The sequence below is a fragment of the Streptomyces botrytidirepellens genome, assembly GCF_003721215.1.
Lineage (GTDB): Bacteria > Actinomycetota > Actinomycetes > Streptomycetales > Streptomycetaceae > Streptomyces > Streptomyces himastatinicus.
The window spans coordinates 92609-114528 of sequence record NZ_RIBZ01000270.1 but is presented as its reverse complement, the minus strand read 5'-3'; the positions used below and the strand labels follow the sequence as shown (position 1 = coordinate 114528).

Sequence of the window (21920 nt, the reverse complement as noted above, 5' to 3'; positions counted from 1 at the left end):
CCGTGGGCCACCGGCCGCCCACTCGCCGCGTGGGATCGGCGGGCCGATGAGATTCCAGCCGCTCGGGCGCCATCGTGTTCGGTGGGTGCGATGATCGCGGAAAGGTGCTGCGCCGATCCGTCCGGGACCGCGCTGTCCGACGGTGTGACAGAGGTCGGTTACGGGGAACTCGGCGCGAGGGTGAACGCCCTCGCGGCCGCCCTCGTGCGCCGCGGCATCGCCAAGGGCGAGATCGTCGCACTCGTTGTCGACCGAGGTGTGGCGTTCGTGGTGGGGCTGCTCGCCGTGTGGCGAGTCGGGGCCGCGTACCTGCCGCTGTCGCCGTCGCATCCGGAGGAGTGGCTCACCAGCGTTGCCCGACAGGCTGGAGTGGCGTTGGTGGTCGGCGCCCCGATCCCAGGCTTTCCGCATCTGGACGAGGTGTCCGAGGACGCCGGACCGGTCGAGGACCGGGACCCGCCCGAGGACCGGAACACGGCCGGGGACTTGGCGTATGTCGTCGCCACTTCCGGGTCGACAGGCACTCCGAAGCTGGTCATGATCGAGCACGGCGGCCTGATGAACCTGGTGCACGCGCAGCGCGAGTACCTCGGCGGAATCCCGGCGCGCTCACGGGTGCTCCAGTTCGCGCACCCGGCCTTCGACGCGGCCCTGTTCGACGTCCTGATGGCGCTGCCGAACGGAGCGCGGCTGGAGTTGCTGGGCGGCGCCCAGTTATCCGGCGATCCGCTCGCGGACGTGCTGACCGGCAGGCGCATCACACACGCGGTACTGCCGGCGGTGGTGCTGCGCACCTTGCGGCCGGGCCGGTACCCGGACCTGGACGTGCTGATGAGTATCGGCGATGTGTGCCTGCCGGAAACGGCCCGCCAGTGGGGTGCACACCACCGTTTCGTGAACGGTTACGGCCCCACTGAGACCACGATCTGCGCCACACTGCACACTTCAGTCGGCGCGGAGGACGCCCGCATGCCCATCGGGCGCCCGATCGCGGGCTACCACGTCGTCATCCTGGACGAGGAACGAAACCCGGTTGCACCGGGCACGGTGGGGGAAATCTGCATCGGCGGACCCGGCGTGGCCCGCGGCTATCTGGGACAGCCGGGGCTGACCGCCGAACGGTTCATCCCAGATCCGGCGGGCGGCAGGCTCTACCGAAGCGGGGATCTCGGGCGTGTGCTGGCCGATGGAACGATCGAGTTCCTCGGGCGCGCGGACGACCAGGTGAAGGTGCGTGGCGCGCGGATCGAGCTCAGCCAGGTGGAAGGTGCGCTGGCGGCGTTACCCGGCGTGCGCGACGCGCTGGCGGTGGTCGACCGGCGGGGTGAGCCGCGGCTGCTCGGGTACGCGATCGCCGACGTCGAATCCGAGGAGCTGAGGGCGGCGCTGGCGCGCACGCTGCCCGCGTACCTGGTCCCCGAGCAGGTGGTCGTGGTCGACGACTGGCCGCTCACCATGAGCGGCAAGGTGGACCGGGCCGCCCTGCCCCGGCCGGGCCGGGCGGTGCGTGAGGCGGACGTGCCGCGGGACCGCACCGAGGCCGAGGTGGTCCACGTCGCCGCCGAACTGCTCGGCGCCGAACGGGTCGGGGTGCACGACAACCTGTTCGAGCTCGGAGGCGATTCGCTCTTCGCCACGCAGCTCGTGGCCCGGCTGCGGTCACGGCTGGGGGTCGAGGTGCCGCTGCGGACGGTGCTGACGGGTGCCACGGCGGCCGGGATCGCGGCCGGAATCGGCGGCGAGGCCACCGATCGCGGGCCTCGGCCGGGGGCGGCGCCGGAGCCCTCGTCCGGGCAGCGGCGGGTGTGGCTGATGCACGGGCTGAGCCCGGACGCCCGTGCCTACCATGCGCAGTCGGTGTTCCGGCTTGCCGGCGAACTGTCCCTGGAATCACTGGAGGCGAGCCTCACCGGGATGGTGCGGGCGCACGACGTGCTGCGCAGCCGGTTCTTCGAGGTCGACGGCGAGCTCGCCTGCGTGGTCGACGAACCTGGGCCGGTCGCGCTGGAGGTCCGCGACCTGAGCGCGTCGGAGGACCAGGCCGCTGCCGTCGGCGCGGCGGTGCGCGAGCTGCTGGGCGCGCCGTTCGACCTGGCACACGAGCCACCGTACCGCTGGGCGCTGCTGCGGCTCGGCGCTGAGGAGCACGTGTTCGTCTGTGTGGAACACCACCTGGTGCACGACGGCTGGTCGTTCCATGTGTTCGTGCGCGAGTTGCTGGACGGTTACTCCGAGCACCTCGCACACGGAAAGATCAACCGGCCGATGCCATCGGTCGGCTACTACGACTACGCGCGCTGGCAACGGGAGTGGCTGGAGTCCGAGGAAGCCGCGGAACAACGGGCTTTCTGGCATGCGGAGTTGGCCGGCGCCGAGACCGTGCTGCGGCTGCCGCGCCGCATCGGGGTACGTACCACCGGCTTCCGGGGCCGCGCGCCGCGGCTCGAGATCGACGGCGAACTGACCCATCGCCTCAGGGATCTCGCCGAACGCGAAAACGTCTCCCTGTTCACGGCCCTGCTGGCCGCGTTCTTCGTGTTGCTGCGCCACAGCACTGGATCCCGCGACCTGCTGGTCGGGTCCGCGGTGGCGAACCGGCGATGGCAGCAGACCGAGGACGTACTCGGCATGTTCGTCAACACCGTGGTGTTTCGCGGGACGTTCGAGGGCGATCCGACGTTCGCCGAGTTCCTGCGGCGGGTCCACGAGCGGTCGATGGCCGTGTACGCACACCAGGAGCTGCCCTACGACCTGATCTTCGGCGAGTCGCCGGCCGGACACGGCGACGGTGCGCGCCCGCTGGTGCAGGCGATGTTCAACTTCCACGACTCGCCTCTGGGACCGCTGCGGCCGACGCCGCTCGACGTCACCATCGTCGAAGGGGTGGGCAACGGCTCGGCCAAGTTCGACATCTCCGTCGTCGCGGTGCCGCGATACGCCGAGGCCGGTCACATCTCACGGCACGCCGGCGACCTGATCGCGATCCCGAGATCGACCACACCGGTGATGCCCAGCTCGCGCTCCGCGCTTCAGGGCATCACGCTGGCCTGGGAGTTCGACACCGACCTGTTCGACGACTTCTTCTGCGCGCATCTGCTGACAGCGTTCGAAACCCTGCTCCGGTCGATCGTGGAGGCGCCCGGAACCCCGGTGTCGCGGCTTTCGCTGGTGGACGACCGGACCCGCGCACGACTACTCGCATGGGGGCGGGGCAGGAACGCCGAGCCGCACTCGTGGTGGGTGCCCGACCTGGTCGCCCGCTGGGTGCGCGACACTCCGGACGCGATCGCCGTCGCGGGCGCTCATCCGCTGACCTATGCCGAACTGGGGGCGTGGTCCGATCGGGTGGCCCGGCATCTGCGAGCGCGCGGGCTCGGCGCCAGCGATGTGGTGGCGGTGCGCATGGGGCACTCCCGCGAGGTCGTCGTGGCGCAACTCGCCGTGATGAAGGCCGGCGCCGCGTACCTGCCGTCCGATCCGGCACACCCGCCGGCCCGGCTGGGCGCGCTCATGGCCGACTGCGGGGCGAGGGCGGTCCTGACGACCGCCGCGCTCGCCACCGACGTGCCCGAAAACGCGATCGCCGTGGTATTGGAGGACGTTCCCGACACCGGTGGCGATCTGCCCGCAGGCACCGGCAGCGACGCCTGCTACGTCATGTATACCTCGGGCAGTACCGGCCGACCCAAGGGCGTCGTGGTCGAGCATCGCTCGGTCGCAGCACGCCTGCACGACGACGGTGTCACCGGCCTCGCCCCCGGCGACACCCTCCTCGCGGTCGCCGCCCTCGCCTTCGACGTGTCCGTACTGGAAGTGTGGGGCCCGCTCGTGGCCGGCGCGACCGTGCGGTTCCTGCCGTCCCCCTGGCATGTGACCGACCTGGCGCACGAGTTGGGCGAGCCCACGGTGACCCACGCCGCACTGTCCACCGCGGTGTTCCACGCACTGGTCGCCGAGGCGCCCGAAGCGGTCCGCGGGCTGCGCAACCTGCTCGTCGCCGGTGACGTGATCTCGCCGGAGTCGCTCACAGCATTGCGCGCCAGGGGAATCACGTCCGTCTCCAACACGTATGGACCGACGGAGACCACGGTGATCGTCACCGGAATGCCGGTGAACGAGTGGCGTCCCTCCGACCAGCCGCGCGTGCCGATCGGGCGTCCGCTGCCGAACACCTCGGTGTACGTCCTCGACGAGCACCTGCGGTTGGTGCCCCCGGGAGTGGTGGGAGAGATCTGCGTCGGTGGCCCAGTGGTGGCACGTGGCTATACGCGGCCGGAGCCGGGGTTCGTGCCGAACCCGTTCGGGGCGGGAATGCTCTACCGCACCGGCGATCGGGGGCGCTGGCTCGACGGCGGGGTGCTGGACTTCGTCGGGCGCACCGACGGCCAGGTCAAGATCCGTGGATTCCGGGTGGAACCCGCCGAGGTTCGCGCGGCGCTCCTCGCGCTGCCCACCGTGCGAGACGCGGTGGTCGTCGCGGACCGCGCCGCGGACAGACTGGTGGCGCATGTGGTGAGCACGCGGACGGGCACCGCCCTCCGGCGTGCGCTCGCCGCCGACGTCCCCGGCCACCTGGTGCCGAGCGTGGTCGTGCCGCACGAGCGGTTCCCGGTCACCGCCGGCGGGAAGGTCGACGTGCCGGCGCTGGGACTACCGCCGCAGCCGGTCCAACCGGACGCGCCGCGCACCGCGCTGGAGACCCTGATCGTGGACCTGTCCGCCGATGTGCTGGGCGTCCGGCCGGGCGTGCACGACAACGTGTTCGAGCTCGGCTTGCACTCCTTACAGGCCATGCGGCTCGCGTCCCGCATCACCGCCGCGACCGGCCGCGCGGTCGGGCTCGGCCTGGTGCTCGCCGAGCCGACCGCCGCCGGGCTCGCTTCCGCGCTGGAGTCGGCGCCCGACGAGGACGAGAAGATCACCAGGATCCCGCGGTGAGCACCTCGTTCCCCTTGTCGGCCGCACAACGGGCCGTCTGGAGGCGGCACACACAGGACCCCAGCGGGCACCGACAGAGCACCGTGCGCACGTTCGCGGTGACCGGAGCCCTGGACGTGGCGGCGCTGCGCACCGCGGTCGAGGCGCTCGTACGGCGGCACGAACCGCTGCGGACCGTCTACCTCGACGGGCCCGTACAGCAGATCCGTCCGGACGCGCCGATGGCGGTCCGGATCGTGGCCGGACCGCCGCGGCCGAGCGCCTTCGACCTGGCCCGCGGGCCGCTGTTGCGTGTGGACGTCCGCCCGATGGGCCCCAACCGGCACGAGGTCACGTTCTTCGTGCATCTGCTGGCGGCCGACGGCTGGTCGTTGAGCGTGTTCTTCACCGACCTCGCGGCCTGCTACCGCGCCGCGCTGCGGGGTGAGCCGGCCACCCTGCCCGATCTCGCCGTCCAGTACGTCGACTGGGCGGCATGGCAGACCAGGCGGCTGACCCGGGAGCGCACCGGCGAACTGGTGCACTGGTGGCGCGGCGCTCTCGACGGTTACGGGCAGCTGCTCGAAGCGGGGGCCGGTGCCACCACCGGTGAACCGGGCCGGGGCAGACGCCGGGCCGTGGCGCTGGACACCGGTCTGGTGCGCGCGATCGGCCACCTGGCCGCCGCACACGGCAACACCACGTTCACGGTTCTCTCGGCTGCATGTGCGATCGCCCTGACCCGGCGCACCGGTCAGGACCGCGTGCTGCTGGGCCTCGCGGTCGCCAACCGCGACCGCCCGGAAGTGGCCGGTGTCCTCGGCTTCTTCGCCACCCTTACGGTGCTGCCGGTGGACCTCACCGAAGACCCCGCGTTCGGCGCGCTGCTGGGGCGTGTGGCCGAGGCGACGGCGGCCACCTACCAACACCGCGACCTGCCGCTCGACGAGATGGCGGCCGCGCTCGGGTGCCCCGACGACCCGGACGCCCCGGATCGCATGCCCTGGGTGCAGGCGGTCTTCGCGCACCACCCGGCGGGGAGCACCGGCACGCTCCGCCTGGACGGCTGCGAGATCGCCGAGCTCCCGGTCCCCGACACGGCCAAATTCGCCCTGACCGTCCGCGTCGAGGACACCGTTGACGGCGCCGCCACGGTCTGGGCGGAGTACGACACCGCCCGCTACCGCGAGCCCCAGATCGACTCGCTGCTCAAGGCCTACCAGGCCGTCCTGCGCGCGGTCGTCGCCCGGCCGGCGACACGGGTGTCGGCGCTGCGCGCGCTCGTCCCACCACTTGGAGGAACCTTCCATGGCTGAGTTTCCCGCCTACCCGCTTGCCAGGGACCCTGAGCACCCACTCGACCCGCCGCCCGGCTACCGGGAGCTGCGCGCTTCCGCGTCACCCACGCGCGTACGGACGTGGGACGGCAGCACACCGTGGCTGATCACCCGTTACGACGACGCCCGCCACGCGCTGGTCGACCGGCGGCTCACCATGGACGTCACCTCGCCCGGATTCCCGCACACATCGCCGTCGTCGCTGTTACGCAGCCGGGGCGCGGTCTTCTTCCCGTCCCGCCCCGAAGAGCGGTACGCGGCTGCCCGGGCGATCGTGATCAAAGAGTTCACTCCGCGCCGGATGGCGGAGCTGCGCCCGTATGTCCAGCGCGTGGCGGACCAGAAGATCGACGCCCTGCTCGCCGGACCGCGTCCGGCCGACCTGATCGAGGCGTTCGCACTGCCCTTCGCCATCGAGGTGATCTGCGAGTTCCTCGGTCTCCCGCTCGCCGGCCGCGACCGCTTGCACGAGCTCAGCCGCGTCCTCGGCTCCCGCACGGCGCCCGCCGAGCAGGTCACCTCGGCGCTGTCCGAGATGGCCGCGTACTTCCGCGCCCTGGTCGCCGATCCGGGCGACGGGCTCATGGGCCGGATCGTGCGTGCGCACGTGGAGACCGGTGAACTGTCCGAAGAGGACGCGGCGGCCGACATCCAGGGCCTGTTCTTCACGGGCCACGGCCCGACCGCATACATGATCGCGATGGGAGTGGTCGCCCTGCTGCGCCACCCCGAGCAGATCGAGGTGCTGACCGGCACCTACGACGAGTCCGTGCACACGACGGCGGTCCAGGAACTCCTGCGCTACATCACCGTGTCACACAACGCGCGACAGCGCGCCGCCACCGACGACATCGAGATCGGCGGCACACTCATCCGCCGAGGAGAGGGCGTGCTCATCCAGATCGACTCCGCGAACCGCGACGAGACCGCCTTCCCCGACCCCGACCACCTCGACCTGCTCCGCACCCCGTCACGACGCCATCTCGCGCTCGGACTGGGCGTGCACCACTGCACAGGGCACACCCTGGCCGGCATCGAACTGGACATCGCCTACACCACCCTCTTCCGCCGCCTGCCCGATCTGCGGCTCGCCGTGGACATCACCGAAGTGCCGTTCAAGTTCGACGAAAACCTCGTCGGTGCACACGCCTTGCCGATGACCTGGGGCCCTGACCTTCGGGCAGCCCGGTGAAGGCATACGGACGAGGCGGCGAAATCGCTGTACCGCGCCCACGACAGATCGTCGCCGTACCCACCGTGGAGAAGGTAGAGGACCGGCCGTGAGGCACTGAACCGCGACCTGAACCGATCCGGAAGGATGATGCGCGCCGACGCGGTATGGCCCAGTGCGCCCAGTGCAACCGAGTCGATCGTGATGTCCACCGTGCGCGCATCAAGGAAGTTCTGCGCGATCACGCTCGCGCCGTTGTCGGCCTGGCGCGGTGCCGCCGTCAGGGGTGTGACCGAGATACGCGCCAAAGGGGCAACGGGATGATCTTGAAGCACTGATCCGCTCGGATTTACCTGCGGCGACGTGCAGCGGGGTCGCGTTCGGCGACGTGCCGGGCGACCGAGTCGACGCCGGGGCGGGCGTAGCGCTCCAGGGAGCGGACGGAGGCGTGGCGGGAGCGGGCCAGCAGCATCGGGGTGGAGGTGCCGTCCTCCGCGTCGTGCGTCAGGGCACTGTGACGTAGCCGGTGAAGCGTCCAGCCGTCCAGGTCCTCGATGTCGTCGGGCGAGGCGAGGGGGTTTGCCAGCAGCCGGGTGTTCTCCTCGAAGATCTCCTCAGCGCGGCGGTAGGAGAGCCGGGCCCGGCCGGTCTCCGGGCACACGTCGAGCGTGGGTGTTCCGGCCGGGGCCCTGCGGTCGGTGAGGAACAGCGGGCCGCGGGTACGGCGGGCGATGAGGCGGGGCAGGAGCTGGGCGGTGCCGGACTGCCAGTGGATCCACTCGGTCGCCCCGCCCTTGGCGGTGATCCTGCCGCGCTTGTCCTGCGGGTAGAGGTCTTCCACGTTGATGCACAGCACCTCGTCGGCCCGTGCGGCGGACTCGTAGAGCATCTTCCACTGCGTCTTCTCCCGCAGCGCGACGTCGAGGCGCCACAGGGCGGAGATCTGGTTCTCCGCGAGAGCCTTGGTGCGGTCCGGCGGCGCCGGCCGCCGCTCGATGCCGATCGTCGGATCACACTCGATCCAGCCTTGGCGCTGCCACCAGCCGATCGCCTTGCGCGCGAGACAGCTCCCGGACGGGCGGTTTCGCGCCTCGGCGGGCGGGTCCGGTCGGCGGCGGTTCGCCGGCGAGCATCCATCCCCACGTCGTGAGGGAGATCCGGTAGATCCGCGCGGAGGACTTCGCGATGCCCGCGCCGGTGAGGTACCGCTCGACCGCCGCGGTGTACGACGACGGCGGGGCGGACAGGGGTACGACCCGAGCGCGCGGCAACCGAAGTGCGCCCCCGCTCCCGAGTTCGGTCACCGGTTCGATCGTCACGCCGTCCGGCCCTTCCGGTACTGCCGCAGTAAATGCGTACACCTCGCCCCGGCGGCCGGATTGGTCCGCCGCAGGTCGCGGTGATCACGGCATGGGCTCTGCCGCAGTAAATCCGGTATTTACTGCGGTAGTTGTGAAGACGTCTCCGCGATCGAGTAACCGCCCGAATGCGTTTCTGCTGTGCGGACTTGAGGGGAGTGGACTGTCAGTGCCCGGGGCCAGCATGCTTACCTGGGTCATGCCCCAGATCCTCCGTCACGGGCAGGCACTCGGCGAGCAGGTCGACGACGTCGCGCCAGGCTCGCTGCGCGTGCCGTGGGTGGTAGCCGACGCCGGGGACCACGGGGTGGCCGACCGGCGGGTGGTGGAAGGCGTGCAAGGCGCCGCCGTAGACCGTGAGGCGCCAGTCGACGCCCGCGGCCTGCATCTCAGCGGTGAACGCGTTCCGTTGCGCGGGCGGCATGATCGGGTCTTCCGACCNTGCATCTCAGCGGTGAACGCGTTCCGTTGCGCGGGCGGCATGATCGGGTCTTCCGACCCGACCCCGGCCCACACCGGGCAGCGAATGCGCGCCGCCTCGCCCGGTCGGCCCGTGGTCAGTGCGTTGACTGTCCCGATCGCGCGCAGGCTGACGCCGCCGCGCCCGAGTTCCAGCCCGACGGCACCCCCCGTGCCATAGCCGACGGCGGCGATCCGGTCGGGGTCGGTCCGCGGTTCGGTGCGCAACCCATCGAGCGCCGCATGGCCGATGCCTCGCATCCGCTCGGGATCAGCGAGCAGCGGCAGGCAACGGGCCAGCATCTCCTCGGGGTCGCCCAAATAGCGCCCGCCATGAAGGTCGAAGGCCAGCGCTACATATCCCAGCTCGGCGAGAGCATCGGCCCGGCGGCGCTCGACGTCGCTGAGCCCCATGCCCTCTGGTCCGAGCAGCACCGCGGGCCGGCGGTCGACACCGGCCGGGAGCGCGAGGTGCCCGATCATCGTCAAACCGTCGGCCGGATACTCGACCGTACGCGTCGTAATCGTCGCCATGAGACTGGACTGTAGTGATCGTCGAGCCCGGTCCGGCCGGTGTTCTGCCGCTGGCAGAACAGCGCGGGTATCCCTCTGAAATACGGCGAGGGCCCACAAGAACCGTCACAAACCCCACCCCCACGGCAGCGCTATCGGATCACCTGCCCGGGCCACGGCGTTGGTGACCCTCGCAGCAGGATTCTGGGGCATACCGGCCCGCTCCCGTGAAGGGCGTCACCAGCTAGTTCCCTCACGGCTCAGACAGCCTGACCGAGACCGGCGGCGGTCAGGTCCTGCTCGCGCAGCGGGGTGAAGTCGACGTCGAGTTTCGGGTCGTACGCCTCGGGCTGGATGCCGAGTTCGTGGGTGCTGTACTCGCCGAACCGGTTGATGTGTTCGGTCAGGTACGGCGAGATGTGCGCCAGGTCTTCCGGGTCGATCTCCCATCCCTCTTCCAGCAGCTGGCGGACGATCTCCGCGATGTCCAGGGCATTGTGGAAGATCACCGCGTTCGTGAGCAGGGCGTTGAACTTCATCGCCTTTCCTGCTCGATGGGGTCGTTGTCGGCAATGACACCGCGGTTGCCGAAGCCAATCCACTGGGAGAACCGGTTGAACGACTCGACCTTGTTGGTCGCCGCGGTCACCCGTCGGCGAAGCGGCGCGTCCGAGAGGTAGCGCAGGAGCTGGACGGTGCGGATCACGCGGCCGACCTCGCGGAAGGCGGCGTAGGTGGCGTTCTTCCTCGACCCCGAGCGCAGGCGCTTGAGCAGTGTGGAGGAGGAGATGGTGCCCTCGCGTACGGAGACGGCCACCCGCATCAGGTGACGGAACTGGGACTCGATCAGGTCGAAGTCAATGACGTGCTTGCCCGGCTCGCCGAACAGGGCGTCGATGTGCACGTACTCGCTCTGCTTGGAAGGCCGGTAGAAGGTCAGTTCCTTCCAGTTCCTGATCCTGGGCATCAAGTCGAAGCCCAGCAGGTGGGCGAGCGCAAAGACAGGGAAGCTCTGGCCCTGCGTATCCGCGTGCACCGTGGTCGGCTGCACCTCGCTGGTGTTCTTCAGCAGTCCTCGATGATGTAGACGGCCTCCCACACCCCGCACGGGATGAAGTGCGTGAACAGCGCGATGTAGGTGTCCGAGACGTGGTGGTGGGCGATCCCGCCCGGCTTGCCGTACCGCACGCTCGTCTCGGAGAGCAGGTTGTCGAGATACGTGTCCATGTGGGTGCCGTCCGCCGCCACCGCGGTTCCGTCGCCCCACGCCTGCGAGATGTCCAGGCGGGCGTGCGCGTTCACCAGGTCCGCGACCGCCTCGTTCAGCACTCGTTGCCGGACGGCGGGCCGAAACGGCGCCACCACTCCACCCAGTACGCGGTCCGGGCCACGATCCCCATCAGGGAACGCTCCGGCATCCTCGCCTTGACCTCCTGCTCCAGCCGCTTCGCCGAGGGTCGCTGACCGTCAGCCCTGAACGCCTTCAGCGACGGGATACCCGTCTCCGGATCGATCACCAAGCCATCGTTCTCCGGGTACCCGGCGTCCGCCGCCGCGGCGGCACCTCGCAGCTTGTCCTCCAGTTGCCGGCGGAAGAACGTGGCGTCGAACTCGGCACTCTCGCCCTGCTCGGCAAGACCGACCTCCACCAGGTAGGGCCCCAGCGTCTCCTGGACGACCTCCCAGGCCAGCAGCTGCTCGGACCAGTCGGCGTACTCCTCCGAGCCGACCACCGCGACGTCGCCGGTGCGCAGCTCCTCGGCGAGCGCGGTAAAGACCATCGCCTCGAAGTGCTTGCGCACGAACTGCCCGGTCCGGTGTCGACCACCGCCTTGCGCCAGTTCTGGGTGGCGAAGGAGATGTCGACCTCCTTGCCCTCCTCGTTGAAGGCGGTGATGTAGTCGCCGCGGCCCGCCTGGTGCCGCTGGGCGTGCGCGAGGGCGTCCAGCACCCGGCTGTCCTCGCTGGTCGCGGTGAACTTCAGCTTGTCGTTGTCGGCCAGGTCGAACATCACCGCCCGGTCCCGGCCGATCTGCCCGTACAGCAGCACCTCCCAGAAGTCGCCGTGATGGGCAGAGACCTTCTCGATCTGCTCGTACTGCTTCGCGAACCCGCCGAAGCCGTCCACCGCGCGGGTGACCGCGCCGAACCCGCCGGCCTGCACCACCTGGGCCTTCACCAGGGCGAGGACCGCCGGGGAGACCCTGCCCTCCAGCCGCATCGCGACCTCGTCAACCGACGCCTCCTCGTCCAGACCCTCCAGGGTCTGGCGGACCTCGGCGGTCATGGCCGCGGCCTTCGCGAGCGCCTCCTGGGCCGGGCCGCCCTCGTCGATGTGCTTGAGCACCATGCGGTAGTTCCCGATCAGGGCCTCGACGATCTCCCGCTCCGCGAGCCGCTCCGCCTTGGCCTTCTTGATCTTCATCGCCACGCGCTTGCAGAACATCGTAGATGCAGCTCATGCGCGGTGATCAGCCGCTTGAACCGCGGATACGCGGTCCGTTCAATCGATGTCACAACCCACCCCAGGCCCAGACGACGCTCAACATCACCACCAACGACACTGAGCCGAATGGGTGACGGCCGACGGGTGCTCAGGGCTTCAAGATCATCCCGTTGCCCCTTTGGCGCGTATCTCGGTCACACCCCCGTCAGGCTTGCGAAGAACCCGCAGCCCGTCAAGCCCGAACGGGCCTTCAAGCGCTTCCCCACACGCCGCACCGTGATCTGTGCCATAGGCGCACTGCGAGAGTCTCGTCCCCCGGGACAGCTGAAGTGTCCGGGTGACGCAGATTGCGACCACGGAACTCGCAAGTAGGACAGCTCGAAGTGACCACACCGGCCGCGAGCTCCAGACACGCACTTTCCTGTGAAGTTTCTGTGAGGAAGCGGAATGCTAGCGTCCACATCGCCTTGAAGTTGAGAAGGAGGAGGGGACGTCTTGGCACACCTTGACCACTTCAGCGCCGGATGGCTTTCACCTGTCACCGCGTATGTGATGGCCTGCATCGGAGCCGCGCTCGGACTGCACTGCACCATGAAGGCGCTGGTGTCGGACGGCCGCTCCCGGCGCAACTGGCTGGTGACGGCATCGGTCGCGATCGGATCGGGCATCTGGGCGATGCACTTCATCGCCATGCTCGGCTTCGGGTCGAAGCCCGCCTTCTCGATCGCCTTGGCCAGCACGAGCGAGGTGCCGATGACGTCGGTGCCGTGCAGGTCGTCGTCCTCGAGGTGGACGGCCTTGTCGGCTCCCATGGACAGGGCCTTGCGCAGCGCGTCCTTGGCGTCCTCCGGGCCCACCGTCAGGGCGGTGATCTCCACGTCGTCGCCGGAGTTCTCGGAGATCCGCAGCGCCTGCTCGATGGCATACTCATCGAGCTCGGAGAGCAGACCGTCCACGTCGTCCCGGTCGGCGGTCAGGTCATCGGCGAAGTGCCGGTCGGCTGTGGCGTCGGGCACGTACTTCACACACACGACGATGTTCATGCGTCGAGACCTCCGCGCTTCACGAGCTGGCTCGCGATCACGTTGCGCTGGATCTCGTTGGTGCCCTCACCGACGATCATCAACGGTGCGTCCCGGAAGTAGCGTTCGACGTCGAACTCGGTCGAGTAGCCGTAGCCACCATGGATACGGACGGCGTTGAGCGCGATCTGCATGGCCGTCTCGGATGCGAAGAGCTTCGCCATGCCCGCCTCCATGTCCACCCGGCGGCCCGCATCCGCCTCGCGCGCCGCGTACAGGGTCAGTTGGCGCGCTGCGGTCAGCGACGTGGCCATGTCCGCCAGGTAGTTGCCGATCGACTGGTGCTGCCAGATCGGCTTGCCGAACGACTCCCGCTCCTGCGCGTACGCCAGCGCGTCCTCCAGCGCCGCCCGCCCGACTCCCAGCGCCCGGGCGGCGACCTGGAGCCTGCCGGTCTCCAGGCCCTTCATCATCTGGGCGAAGCCCTTGCCCTCGGCTCCGCCGAGCACCGCGTCCGCCGGGGCGCGGTAGTCCTCGAAGGACAACTCGCAGCTCTCCACGCCCTTGTAGCCGAGCTTGGGCAGGTCGCGGGAGACCGTCAGTCCCGGGCCGTGCTCGACCAGCAGGATCGAGATGCCCTGGTGCACAGGGCTGGCGTCCGGGTCGGTCTTGCACAGCAGCGCGATCAGCTGCGAGCGGCGGGAGTTGGTGATCCACGTCTTCGCGCCGTTGACCACGAAATCATCGCCGTCCCGACGGGCGACCGTGCGCATCGCTTGCAGGTCCGAGCCTCCGCCCGGCTCGGTCAGGGCCATGGTGGCGCGGATCTCGCCGGTGGCCATCCTCGGCAGGTAGCGGCGCTTCTGCTCCTCGGTGCCGAAGTGCAGCAGCAGCTTGGCGACGACGGTGTGCCCGCCCATGGCTCCGGCCAGGCTCATCCAGCCCCGGGCGAGTTCCTCGGTGACGAGGACATAGCAGGGGGTCGACACCGGCGTACCGCCGTACTCCTCCGGGATGGCGAGGCCGAAGATGCCGAGTTCCTTCATCTGCTCGATGAGGGCCTCGGGATAGGTGTTGGTGTGGTCGAGTTCTTGCGCGACGGGTTTGATGTCCTTGTCGACGAAGTCGTGCACCGTCCGGACGATGAACTGCTCGTCCTCGGACACGATGTCGAGAGTGCTCATGGAAGGAGATCTCCTTGTTTCGGTCTCTGGTGGGGCCCCGAGGGGTCAGAGGGCGCCCTCGGCCCGTAGGGCCGCGATACGGGCGGAGTCGTAGCCCAGCTGGGCAAGAATCTGCTCGGTGTGCTCGCCGAGGGCGGGGACGGCGTCGTTGCGCGGAGTGGTGCCTGCCAGGTCCACCGGCGGCAGCAGGGCGGCCACCGTCTCTCCGCCGGGTATCCGCACCTGGCGCCAGCGGCCGCGGCCGGTCAGCACGGGATGTTCCAGGAACTGTTTGACGTCGTTGACCGGTGCGTTGGCGATGCCGATCGCGTCCAGCTGTTTCATCACCTCACCACTGTCCGAGGCCGCGATCCGCTCGGCCAGGATCGCGTTCAGTTGGCGGCGGTGGCTGACACGGGCGGATCCGGTGGCGAAGCGGGTGTCGCCGATCAGGCCGGGGGTTTCGAGGAAGTGCTCGCACAGGGCGGCCCATTCGCGTTCGTTCTGGACGGAGAGCAGTACGTCCTTGCCATCGGCCGCGGTGTAGGTGCCGTAGGGGGCGATGGTGGCGTGCTGGGTGCCGGCCCTGGGCGGCTGCGTACCGCTGTACGCCGTGTAGTAGGCGGGCTGGCTCATCCACTCGGCCAGCGCCTCGAACAGGGAGACCTCGACCGCCCGGACGGAACCGCGGGTGGCCCTCGTGAACAGCGCGGTGAGGATGCCGCTGTAGGCGTACATACCGGCTGCGATGTCGGCGATGGACACGCCCACCCGCGCCGCTTCCTGAGCACTGCCGGTCAGGGAGACCAGGCCGGTCTGGCACTGCACGAGCAGGTCGTACGCCTTGCGGTCCGCCCATGGCCCGCTTGTCCCATAGCCGGAGATCGAGCACGGGATCAGCGACGGGAACCGCGCCGCCAGGTCTTCGGCGCCCAGGCCCATGCGGGCGGCAGCGCCGGGGGCCAGGTTCTGCACGAACACGTCCGCCTCCGCGAGGAGTTTCTCCAGGATCTCCCGCCCCTGCTCCGACTTCAGGTCCAGCGTCACCGACTCCTTCGAGCGGTTGAGCCACACGAAGTAACTGGACTCCCCGTGCACGGTCGTGTCGTACCGGCGGGCGAAGTCTCCGCCCCCCGGGCGCTCCACCTTGATCACCCGTGCTCCGAGATCGGCGAGCTGACGGGTGGCGAAGGGAGCGGCCACCGCCTGCTCGATGCTCACGACGGTGATGCCCGACAGTGGCAGGCCGTCGGCGGACACTGTGTGTTCGGCCATGCGTTGCCCTCCGGAGATGTGGGTGACCCGAGCCGGAGTAACATCATGAGCACTCATGAGTCGCTGAGTGAAATAGCAATCCGTGATGCCACCATGCGGGCTGCGGATGGCGAGGAAAGGAAAGGCCACCGATGGACGTCAAGCAGCTGAAGGCGCTCATCACGGTCGCCGAGGTGGGCAGCGTGACCCGTGCTGCGGAGCTGTTGCACTTGGTGCAGCCCGCCGTGACCCGGCAGATCCGCACCCTGGAGGAGGAGCTCGGTGTCCCCCTCTTCCAGCGCACGAGACAGGGCATGCGGCCCACCGAGGCCGGCGAGATCATGGTCGACCGGGCGCGCCGGGCCCTGAACGAACTGGAGCGGGCCCGGGCCGAGGTGCAGCCCAGCCCCGGAGAGGTGACCGGCATCGTCACCCTCGGCCTGCTGGAGAGCACGCTCGACCTGCTCGCCGAACCGCTGGTCTCGGCTGTCGGCGAGGCCCATCCGGGGGTGGAGCTGCGTCTGATGACCGGCTACTCCGGTCATCTCCAGCAGTGGCTCGACGACGGCGACCTGGACCTGTCCTTGCTGTACAACCTGGACAGCACGCCGTCCCTCAACGCCCGGCCACTGGTGCGGGAGCGCCTGTGGGCGGTGGCCCCGGTGGCCGCCGGGCTGCGCGCCGACCATCCGGTCGCCTTCGCGGAGGTGGCGGCGCACCCTCTGGTGATGCCTGCCTCCGGCCACGCTCTGCGCACCCTGATCGACGCCGCGGCGGCCCGGTCCGGAGAGACGATGGACGTGACGGTGCAGACCAACTCCATGGGCGTGCAGAAGCAGCTCGTCCTGGCCGGACACGGCTGGACCATCCTGCCCGGCCTCGGCATCGCCGAGGACATCACGAACGGCACCCTCAGCGCCGCTCCCCTGTCCGAGCCCGACGTCTGGCGGTCGATCGTCCTGGGGACCCCGCGCTACGGACGCGTACCACCGGCCGTCGAGGTCGTCGCGCACGAGCTGGTCCACCACATCAATACGGCCGTGTCGCTGGGGCGGTGGCCGTCCGCCCAGTCGCACTCGTCGCACGCACCGGACACCGACGTGTGACGCCGGCACCGCCGCGCGCCGGCGGCCTTCCGCCGTGGCGCCGGCCGAAGATTCCCACGACCTCCCTCTGCAAGGATTCCTGTGATCTACCCCGATGATCGAACCGACGCTTTCGCCCATGCCGACGACGGGGTCGCGGTGGCGTACCAGCGCCGCGGCGCCGGGCGTCCGCTCGTCCTGCTGGCGGGCCAGGCGAACAACCATCACTGGTGGGACGGCGTACGCGAGGACTTCCACGACACGCACAGCACGATCACACTGGACTACCGAGGCACCGGGGCGAGCGACAAACCCCGCGAGGGCTACTCCACCCGGCGCTTCGCGGAGGACGTGGTGACCGTCCTCGACGCTCTCGGTGTCGAGCGGGCCGATGTGTACGGCACCTCCATGGGTGGCCGGGTCGCCCAGTGGATCGCGGCCCGCCACCCGGAGCGCGTTCGGCGCCTGGTCCTGGGATGCACCTCACCCGGCGGCCCCCGAGCCGTCGAACGCGACGCGTCGGTGCGACGGGCCCTGGCCCAGCCCGACCCGGACGCCGTACGCCGGACCCTGACCGACCTGATGTACAGCCCCGGCTGGCTCGCGGAGCACCCCGGCCCGTACGGCACCCTCGGCGACCCTCACATGCCCGCGCATGCCAGACGCGGCCATCTGATCGCCAGCAACGGGCACGACGCCTGGGACGCGCTCCCCTCCATCGGTGCGCCCACGCTGATCCTCCACGGCGACCAGGACCGACTCACCCCGCCCGAGAACGTACCGCTGCTCGCGGCCCGCATCCCCGACGCCCGGACTCGTCTCTTCCCCGGAGCCCGGCACGCCTACTTCGAGGAGTGCCGTGGCGCGGCCGGCGCCCTGACCCGCGAGTTCCTCCGCTGAGGAGCAGGGCCGGCGTACGGCAGAACTCACTGCCCCACCCGGCCCACCACGGTGGGGCAGCCGTCTTCAACCATGCGGACGCGTCATGCGGGCATCACGCAATTCTATTGTTCTTCCAGCTCCATCAGCACTCATGATGTGTGGCACCTGAGCCCCGAGCGGACGGAGTCGCCACGGATGAGCCAGCCCCAAGCAACCGCACCCCCCTCCTGGCAGGAGGACGTGTTCACCGCGCTGAAGAAACACGACATCCAGCAGATCGCCTACGTCCCGGACGCGGGCCACTTCCACGCCATCCGTGAGGCACAGCGGGATCCCGCCATTCACGACGTCGTGCTCACCACCGAGGAGGAGGGCGTCGCCGCCGTCAGCGGAGCGTGGCTGGGCGGGCAGCGCGCCGTCCTGCTGATGCAGAGCAGCGGCGTCGGCAACTGCGTCAACATGTTCTCGCTGCTACAGATGGGCCAGTTCCCCTTTCTCGCGCTGGTGACGATGCGCGGGGAGCACGCCGAGTTCAACCCGTGGCAGAGCCCCATGGGCCGCACCACCCAGCAGGCACTGGAGCTCATGGGCATCACCGTCCTGCGCACCGATGCCCCCGAAGACGTCGGGGAGACCGTCGAGGCCGCCCTGGAGTCGGCCTTCGGCGCCGGTGAACGCGTCGCCGTACTCCTCGGGCAGAAGCTGATCGGCCGCAAGAAGTGGGAGCGCAACTGATGGCCACCGCCACCGCATCGCCCACCGCGCCGGACGCCCGGCTCGACCGGCGGCGGTTCGTCGCCGACCTGGTCGCCCGCCTCCCCGAGGACGCCCTCGTCGTCACCGGCCTCGGCTCGCCGAGCTACGACGTCTTCGCGGCCGGCGACCGTCCGGGCACCTTCTACCTGTGGGGCGCGATGGGGGCCGCCGCGCCGCTCGCCCTGGGAGTCGCCCTCGCCCAGCCGGACCGTCCGGTCCTCGCCGTCACCGGAGACGGCGAACACCTCATGGGAATCGGCACACTGGCCACCATCGGCGCCCAACTGCCGCCCAACCTGACCGTGGTGGTCCTGGACAACGCCCACTTCGGCGAGACCGGCATGCAGCCCAGCCACACCGGGCTCGGCACCGACCTCGTCGCCGTCGCCCAGGGCTTCGGCATCCACGAAAGCCTGCGCATCACCGACCTCGCGCAAGTCGACGACCTCGCCACCCGCATCGGGGCGCGCTCGGCGACGACATACGCCCAGGTGCTCATCGCCACTGATGAGCCGCCACGTGCCCTGCCGCCGCGCGACGGCGTCGCCAACAAGAACTCCTTCCGCGCCGCCCTGGGCCTGAACACGTTCTGAGCCGCCCAGCGCGACGGGGCCGCCGAATCGAGTACCCCCTATGCAGCGCTACGACATGTTCATCGACGGAGAGAGCCACCCGCCCTCCACGGACAACTGGTTCCCCACCGACAACCCCTACCTGGGCGCACCCTGGGCCGAGATCGCCCGGGGCGGGCCGAGGGACGTCGACACCGCGGTGCGAGCCGCCCATCGCGCCCTGGGCACCGGCCCGTGGGCCGAACTGACGGCCAGCGCGCGGGGCGCCCTGCTCCACCGCCTCGGCGACACGGTCGCCGCCCATGCCCGGCCCCTGGCCGAGACCGAGGTCCGGGACAACGGCAAGCTGTTCACCGAGATGCACGGGCAGGTGAGCTACCTGGCCCAGTGGTTCCACTACTACGGTGGCCTCGCCGACAAGATCGAGGGGACCGTCCCCCCGATGGACAAGAAGGGCTACTTCGCCTACACGCGGAAGGAGCCCGTCGGCGTCGTCGCCGTCATCACCCCCTGGAACTCCCCGCTCCTGCTGCTGGCCTGGAAGATCGCGCCCGCGCTGGCCGCCGGGTGCACGGTCGTGGTCAAGCCGTCGGAGTTCACCTCCGCCTCCACCCTGGAACTCGCCCGTCTCTTCCACGAGGCCGGCCTGCCGCCCGGTGTGTTCAACGTCGTCACCGGCTTCGGCCAGGACGTCGGCGCCGCCCTCGTGGAACACCCGCTGGTCCGCAAGGTCAGCTTCACCGGCTCGGACACCACCGGCCGCCGCATCAACCAGGCCGCCGCCCGCGACTTCAAGCACGTCAGCCTCGAACTCGGCGGCAAGTCGCCCAACGTCGTCTTCGCCGACGCCGACCTGGAGGCCGCCGTCAACGGCGCCGTGTCCGGCATCTTCGCCGCGACCGGACAGACCTGCATCGCCGGCTCCCGGCTCCTGGTGCAGGACAGCGTGCACGACGAGGTCGTCGACCGGCTCCTGGAGCTGGCGGGCACCGCCCGCATGGGCGACCCGATGGACGAGGACACCCAGGTCGGGCCGATCACCACACCGGCCCAGTACGCCAAGGTGCTGGATTACATCCGCATCGCCCGCGAGGAAGGCGCCGAACTCGCCCTGGGAGGCAAGGCCGCCACCCGGCCCGAGTGCGGCGACGGCTGGTTCGTGGAACCGACCGTCTTCACCGGCGTGAGCAACAGCATGCGCATCGCCCAGGAGGAGGTCTTCGGCCCCGTCCTCGCGGTCATCCCCTTCCGTGACGAGGAGGAGGCCATCGCCCTCGCCAACGACAGCCGTTACGGCCTGGGCGCGGGCGTGTGGACCCGCGACATCGGCCGCGCCTTCCGCATGGCCGAACGCGTCCACTCCGGCACCCTCTGGGTCAACACCTACCGCGCGGTGAGCTACCTGGCACCCTTCGGCGGCGTCAAGGACTCCGGTATCGGCCGGGAGAACGGCATCGGCGCCATCACCTCCTACCTGGAGGACAAGAGCGTCTGGATCAACACCGGCGCCCCCACCGGCGATCCCTTCGTCCTGCGCTGAAGCGCCGTCCCGAGCCGACAGGCCACCGAGCCGCACCACCCCGAGCGACACGAGCAACGGAGCTTTCCATGTCGCAGAGCCGCACTTCCACACCCTCCACACCCGACCGCACACACGTCACCACGAACGTCATACGCGGCTGTCTGGGCAACCTGGTCGAGTGGTATGACTGGTTCGCCTACGCCACCTTCAGCATCTACTTCGCCTCCGTCTTCTTCCCCAAAGGCAATCAGACCGCCCAACTGCTCTCCACGGCCGTCGTCTTCGCCGTGGGGTTCTTCATGCGCCCGCTCGGCGGCTGGCTACTCGGCGTCTACGCCGACCGGTACGGCCGCCGGCGTGCACTGACCCTCTCGGTCACGCTGATGAGCGCCGGATCGCTGACCATCGCCCTCGCACCCGGCCACGACACCATAGGCATGGGGGCTCCGGCCCTGCTGGTCCTGGCCCGGCTGGTCCAGGGCCTGTCCGTCGGCGGCGAGTTCGGCTCCAGTGCCTCATACCTCTGCGAGGTCGCGCCCCCGGGACGGCGTGGCTTCTACTCCAGCTTCCAGTACGTCTCCATCGTGCTGGGCCAGCTCATCGCCCTGCTCGTGGCGATCGGTCTACAGAATCTGCTGACCGAGGCCCAGCTGCACAGCTGGGGCTGGCGCATCCCCTTCGTGATCGGCGCCGCTGCCGGTCTGGTGGTGATGTACCTGCGCCGCACCATGGAGGAGTCCGAACACTTTCGGCGGGAGCAGGCACGCACCGCCGCGCAGGATCCCGCGTCCCGCGAACGCAAGGGCCTGATCTCCCTGTTCGCCGAGTATCCGCGCCAGCTCATCGCGGTCTTCGGCCTCGCCATCGGCGGCACGGTCGCCTTCTACACCTACACCACGTATCTACAGAAGTACCTGGTGACCACCGCCGGGATCCCCAAGTCCACGGTCACCGTGATCGGCTTCGCCGCCCTGTTCGTGTACATGCTGCTGCAACCGGCCGTCGGCGCTGTGTCCGACCGCATCGGCCGCCGCCCGGTCATGTTCGCCTTCTCCGGCGGCTGCATGCTGCTGACCGTGCCCCTGATGACACTCCTCGGCCGCACCGGCAACCCCTGGCTCGCCTTCCTCCTCATGACCGTCGCCCTGACGTTCGTCAGCGGCTACTCCGCCCTGGCCGCCGTCATCAAGGCCGAGATGTTCCCCACCAAGGTCCGGGCCCTGGGTGTGGGCCTCCCCCACGCGCTGGTCACCGCCACCTTCGGCGGCCTCACCGAGCCGATCGCACTGGCGCTGAAGGACACCGGCCAGGAATCCCTCTTCTTCTGGTACGTCACCGGATGCGTCGGCCTGACCTTCCTGGCCACCCTCGTCGTCAAGGAACCGTCCCGGGCCTCCCACCTGGACGCCACGCAGGCGTCCCCGGCCGCACCGCAACCGCCGAAGACCGCCCCACTCACCTGA

Annotated in this window: 15 protein-coding genes and 4 pseudogenes; 10 read left to right on the top strand and 9 right to left on the bottom strand. The window is 69.8% G+C overall.

Features of this window, described 5'->3' with window-relative positions:
* The first annotated feature begins 90 nt into the window (after nt 1-90).
* From EEJ42_RS21880 to EEJ42_RS21870, 3 genes are read left to right on the top strand one after another with little or no spacing between them, the layout of a single operon-like run.
* A complete protein-coding gene (locus EEJ42_RS21880) occupies nt 91-4938 on the top strand; it encodes a non-ribosomal peptide synthetase (protein WP_221179404.1) in 4848 nt (1615 codons plus the stop codon).
* Nucleotides 4935-6233 carry a condensation domain-containing protein gene (locus tag EEJ42_RS21875; protein ID WP_123102019.1) on the top strand — a complete coding sequence of 433 codons (1299 nt, stop codon included), beginning with the start codon at nt 4935-4937 and terminating at the stop codon, nt 6231-6233. Before EEJ42_RS21880 ends, EEJ42_RS21875 begins: the two co-directional genes overlap by 4 nt.
* Nucleotides 6226-7446, top strand: a complete 1221-nt coding sequence (locus tag EEJ42_RS21870) for a cytochrome P450 (RefSeq protein ID WP_123102017.1) — start codon at nt 6226-6228, stop codon at nt 7444-7446. Before EEJ42_RS21875 ends, EEJ42_RS21870 begins: the two co-directional genes overlap by 8 nt.
* Nucleotides 7447-7774: 328 nt before the next feature.
* Here the strand turns inward: EEJ42_RS21870 and EEJ42_RS21865 are convergent, their stop codons facing one another.
* The 6 genes and pseudogenes from EEJ42_RS21865 to EEJ42_RS21830 all read right to left on the bottom strand — a co-directional run bounded on the left by EEJ42_RS21865 (nt 7775) and on the right by EEJ42_RS21830 (nt 12201).
* Nucleotides 7775-8338 carry a site-specific integrase gene (locus EEJ42_RS21865; RefSeq protein WP_246097109.1) on the bottom strand — a complete coding sequence of 188 codons (564 nt, stop codon included), beginning with the start codon at nt 8336-8338 and terminating at the stop codon, nt 7775-7777.
* Nucleotides 8339-8435: 97 nt separating this feature from the next.
* Nucleotides 8436-8744, bottom strand: coding sequence for a hypothetical protein (locus tag EEJ42_RS21860; protein WP_246097105.1), 309 nt, complete (start codon nt 8742-8744; stop codon nt 8436-8438).
* A gap of 205 nt (nt 8745-8949) precedes the next feature.
* Nucleotides 8950-9776, bottom strand: a pseudogene (locus tag EEJ42_RS21855) (dienelactone hydrolase family protein).
* A gap of 239 nt (nt 9777-10015) precedes the next feature.
* A pseudogene (locus tag EEJ42_RS53040) lies at nt 10016-11057 on the bottom strand (transposase).
* A gap of 20 nt (nt 11058-11077) precedes the next feature.
* Complete coding sequence (locus EEJ42_RS21835; RefSeq protein ID WP_123102007.1) at nt 11078-11272, bottom strand: hypothetical protein; 195 nt, start codon at nt 11270-11272, stop codon at nt 11078-11080.
* On the bottom strand, nt 11269-12201 hold the full coding sequence (locus tag EEJ42_RS21830; protein WP_123102005.1) for a hypothetical protein: 933 nt from the start codon (nt 12199-12201) through the stop codon (nt 11269-11271). Before EEJ42_RS21830 ends, EEJ42_RS21835 begins: the two co-directional genes overlap by 4 nt.
* 495 nt (nt 12202-12696) lie before the next feature.
* Between EEJ42_RS21830 and EEJ42_RS21825 the strand changes: the two are divergent.
* Nucleotides 12697-12903 (top strand): annotated as a pseudogene (locus tag EEJ42_RS21825) (MHYT domain-containing protein); the annotation flags it as partial.
* Nucleotides 12904-12905: 2 nt separating this feature from the next.
* Here the strand turns inward: EEJ42_RS21825 and EEJ42_RS21820 are convergent.
* The 3 genes and pseudogenes from EEJ42_RS21820 to EEJ42_RS21810 all read right to left on the bottom strand — a co-directional run.
* Nucleotides 12906-13244 (bottom strand): annotated as a pseudogene (locus EEJ42_RS21820) (electron transfer flavoprotein subunit beta/FixA family protein); the annotation flags it as partial.
* The gene (locus EEJ42_RS21815; RefSeq protein ID WP_123102003.1) at nt 13241-14407 is read right to left on the bottom strand and encodes an acyl-CoA dehydrogenase family protein; all 1167 of its coding nucleotides are present in this window, start codon (nt 14405-14407) and stop codon (nt 13241-13243) included. The pseudogene EEJ42_RS21820 and the gene EEJ42_RS21815, both read right to left, overlap by 4 nt.
* A gap of 45 nt (nt 14408-14452) precedes the next feature.
* On the bottom strand, nt 14453-15661 hold the full coding sequence (locus EEJ42_RS21810; protein WP_123102001.1) for a CaiB/BaiF CoA transferase family protein: 1209 nt from the start codon (nt 15659-15661) through the stop codon (nt 14453-14455).
* A 131-nt stretch (nt 15662-15792) separates the two neighbouring features.
* On the opposite strand from EEJ42_RS21810, the gene EEJ42_RS21805 reads away from it, so the two are divergent.
* From EEJ42_RS21805 to EEJ42_RS21780, 6 genes are all read left to right on the top strand, one after another.
* A complete protein-coding gene (locus EEJ42_RS21805) occupies nt 15793-16746 on the top strand; it encodes a LysR family transcriptional regulator (protein ID WP_123101999.1) in 954 nt (317 codons plus the stop codon).
* An 81-nt stretch (nt 16747-16827) separates the two neighbouring features.
* Nucleotides 16828-17625, top strand: a complete 798-nt coding sequence (locus EEJ42_RS21800; protein WP_123101997.1) for an alpha/beta fold hydrolase — start codon at nt 16828-16830, stop codon at nt 17623-17625.
* A gap of 177 nt (nt 17626-17802) precedes the next feature.
* Nucleotides 17803-18342: a thiamine pyrophosphate-binding protein gene (locus tag EEJ42_RS21795; protein ID WP_123101995.1), complete on the top strand. Its 540-nt coding sequence runs from the start codon at nt 17803-17805 to the stop codon at nt 18340-18342.
* Nucleotides 18342-18956: a thiamine pyrophosphate-dependent enzyme gene (locus tag EEJ42_RS21790; protein ID WP_123101993.1), complete on the top strand. Its 615-nt coding sequence runs from the start codon at nt 18342-18344 to the stop codon at nt 18954-18956. The genes EEJ42_RS21795 and EEJ42_RS21790 overlap by 1 nt, the downstream gene beginning before the upstream one ends.
* A 40-nt stretch (nt 18957-18996) precedes the next feature.
* A complete protein-coding gene (locus tag EEJ42_RS21785; RefSeq protein ID WP_123101991.1) occupies nt 18997-20475 on the top strand; it encodes an aldehyde dehydrogenase in 1479 nt (492 codons plus the stop codon).
* A gap of 68 nt (nt 20476-20543) precedes the next feature.
* Nucleotides 20544-21920, top strand: coding sequence for an MFS transporter (locus EEJ42_RS21780; RefSeq protein WP_123101989.1), 1377 nt, complete (start codon nt 20544-20546; stop codon nt 21918-21920).

Excerpts from the sequence above, each read along its gene's own strand:
- EEJ42_RS21805 (WP_123101999.1), top strand. The coding sequence starts at position 15,793 with ATGGACGTCAAGCAGCTGAAGGCGCTCATCACGGTCGCCGAGGTGGGC.
- EEJ42_RS21810 (WP_123102001.1), bottom strand. The coding sequence starts at position 15,661 with ATGGCCGAACACACAGTGTCCGCCGACGGCCTGCCACTGTCGGGCATC.
- EEJ42_RS21830 (WP_123102005.1), bottom strand. The coding sequence starts at position 12,201 with ATGTTCTGCAAGCGCGTGGCGATGAAGATCAAGAAGGCCAAGGCGGAG.
- EEJ42_RS21815 (WP_123102003.1), bottom strand. The coding sequence starts at position 14,407 with ATGAGCACTCTCGACATCGTGTCCGAGGACGAGCAGTTCATCGTCCGG.
- EEJ42_RS21870 (WP_123102017.1), top strand. The coding sequence starts at position 6,226 with ATGGCTGAGTTTCCCGCCTACCCGCTTGCCAGGGACCCTGAGCACCCA.
- EEJ42_RS21795 (WP_123101995.1), top strand. The coding sequence starts at position 17,803 with ATGAGCCAGCCCCAAGCAACCGCACCCCCCTCCTGGCAGGAGGACGTG.
- EEJ42_RS21880 (WP_221179404.1), top strand. The coding sequence starts at position 91 with ATGATCGCGGAAAGGTGCTGCGCCGATCCGTCCGGGACCGCGCTGTCC.
- EEJ42_RS21790 (WP_123101993.1), top strand. The coding sequence starts at position 18,342 with ATGGCCACCGCCACCGCATCGCCCACCGCGCCGGACGCCCGGCTCGAC.
- EEJ42_RS21780 (WP_123101989.1), top strand. The coding sequence starts at position 20,544 with ATGTCGCAGAGCCGCACTTCCACACCCTCCACACCCGACCGCACACAC.
- EEJ42_RS21785 (WP_123101991.1), top strand. The coding sequence starts at position 18,997 with ATGCAGCGCTACGACATGTTCATCGACGGAGAGAGCCACCCGCCCTCC.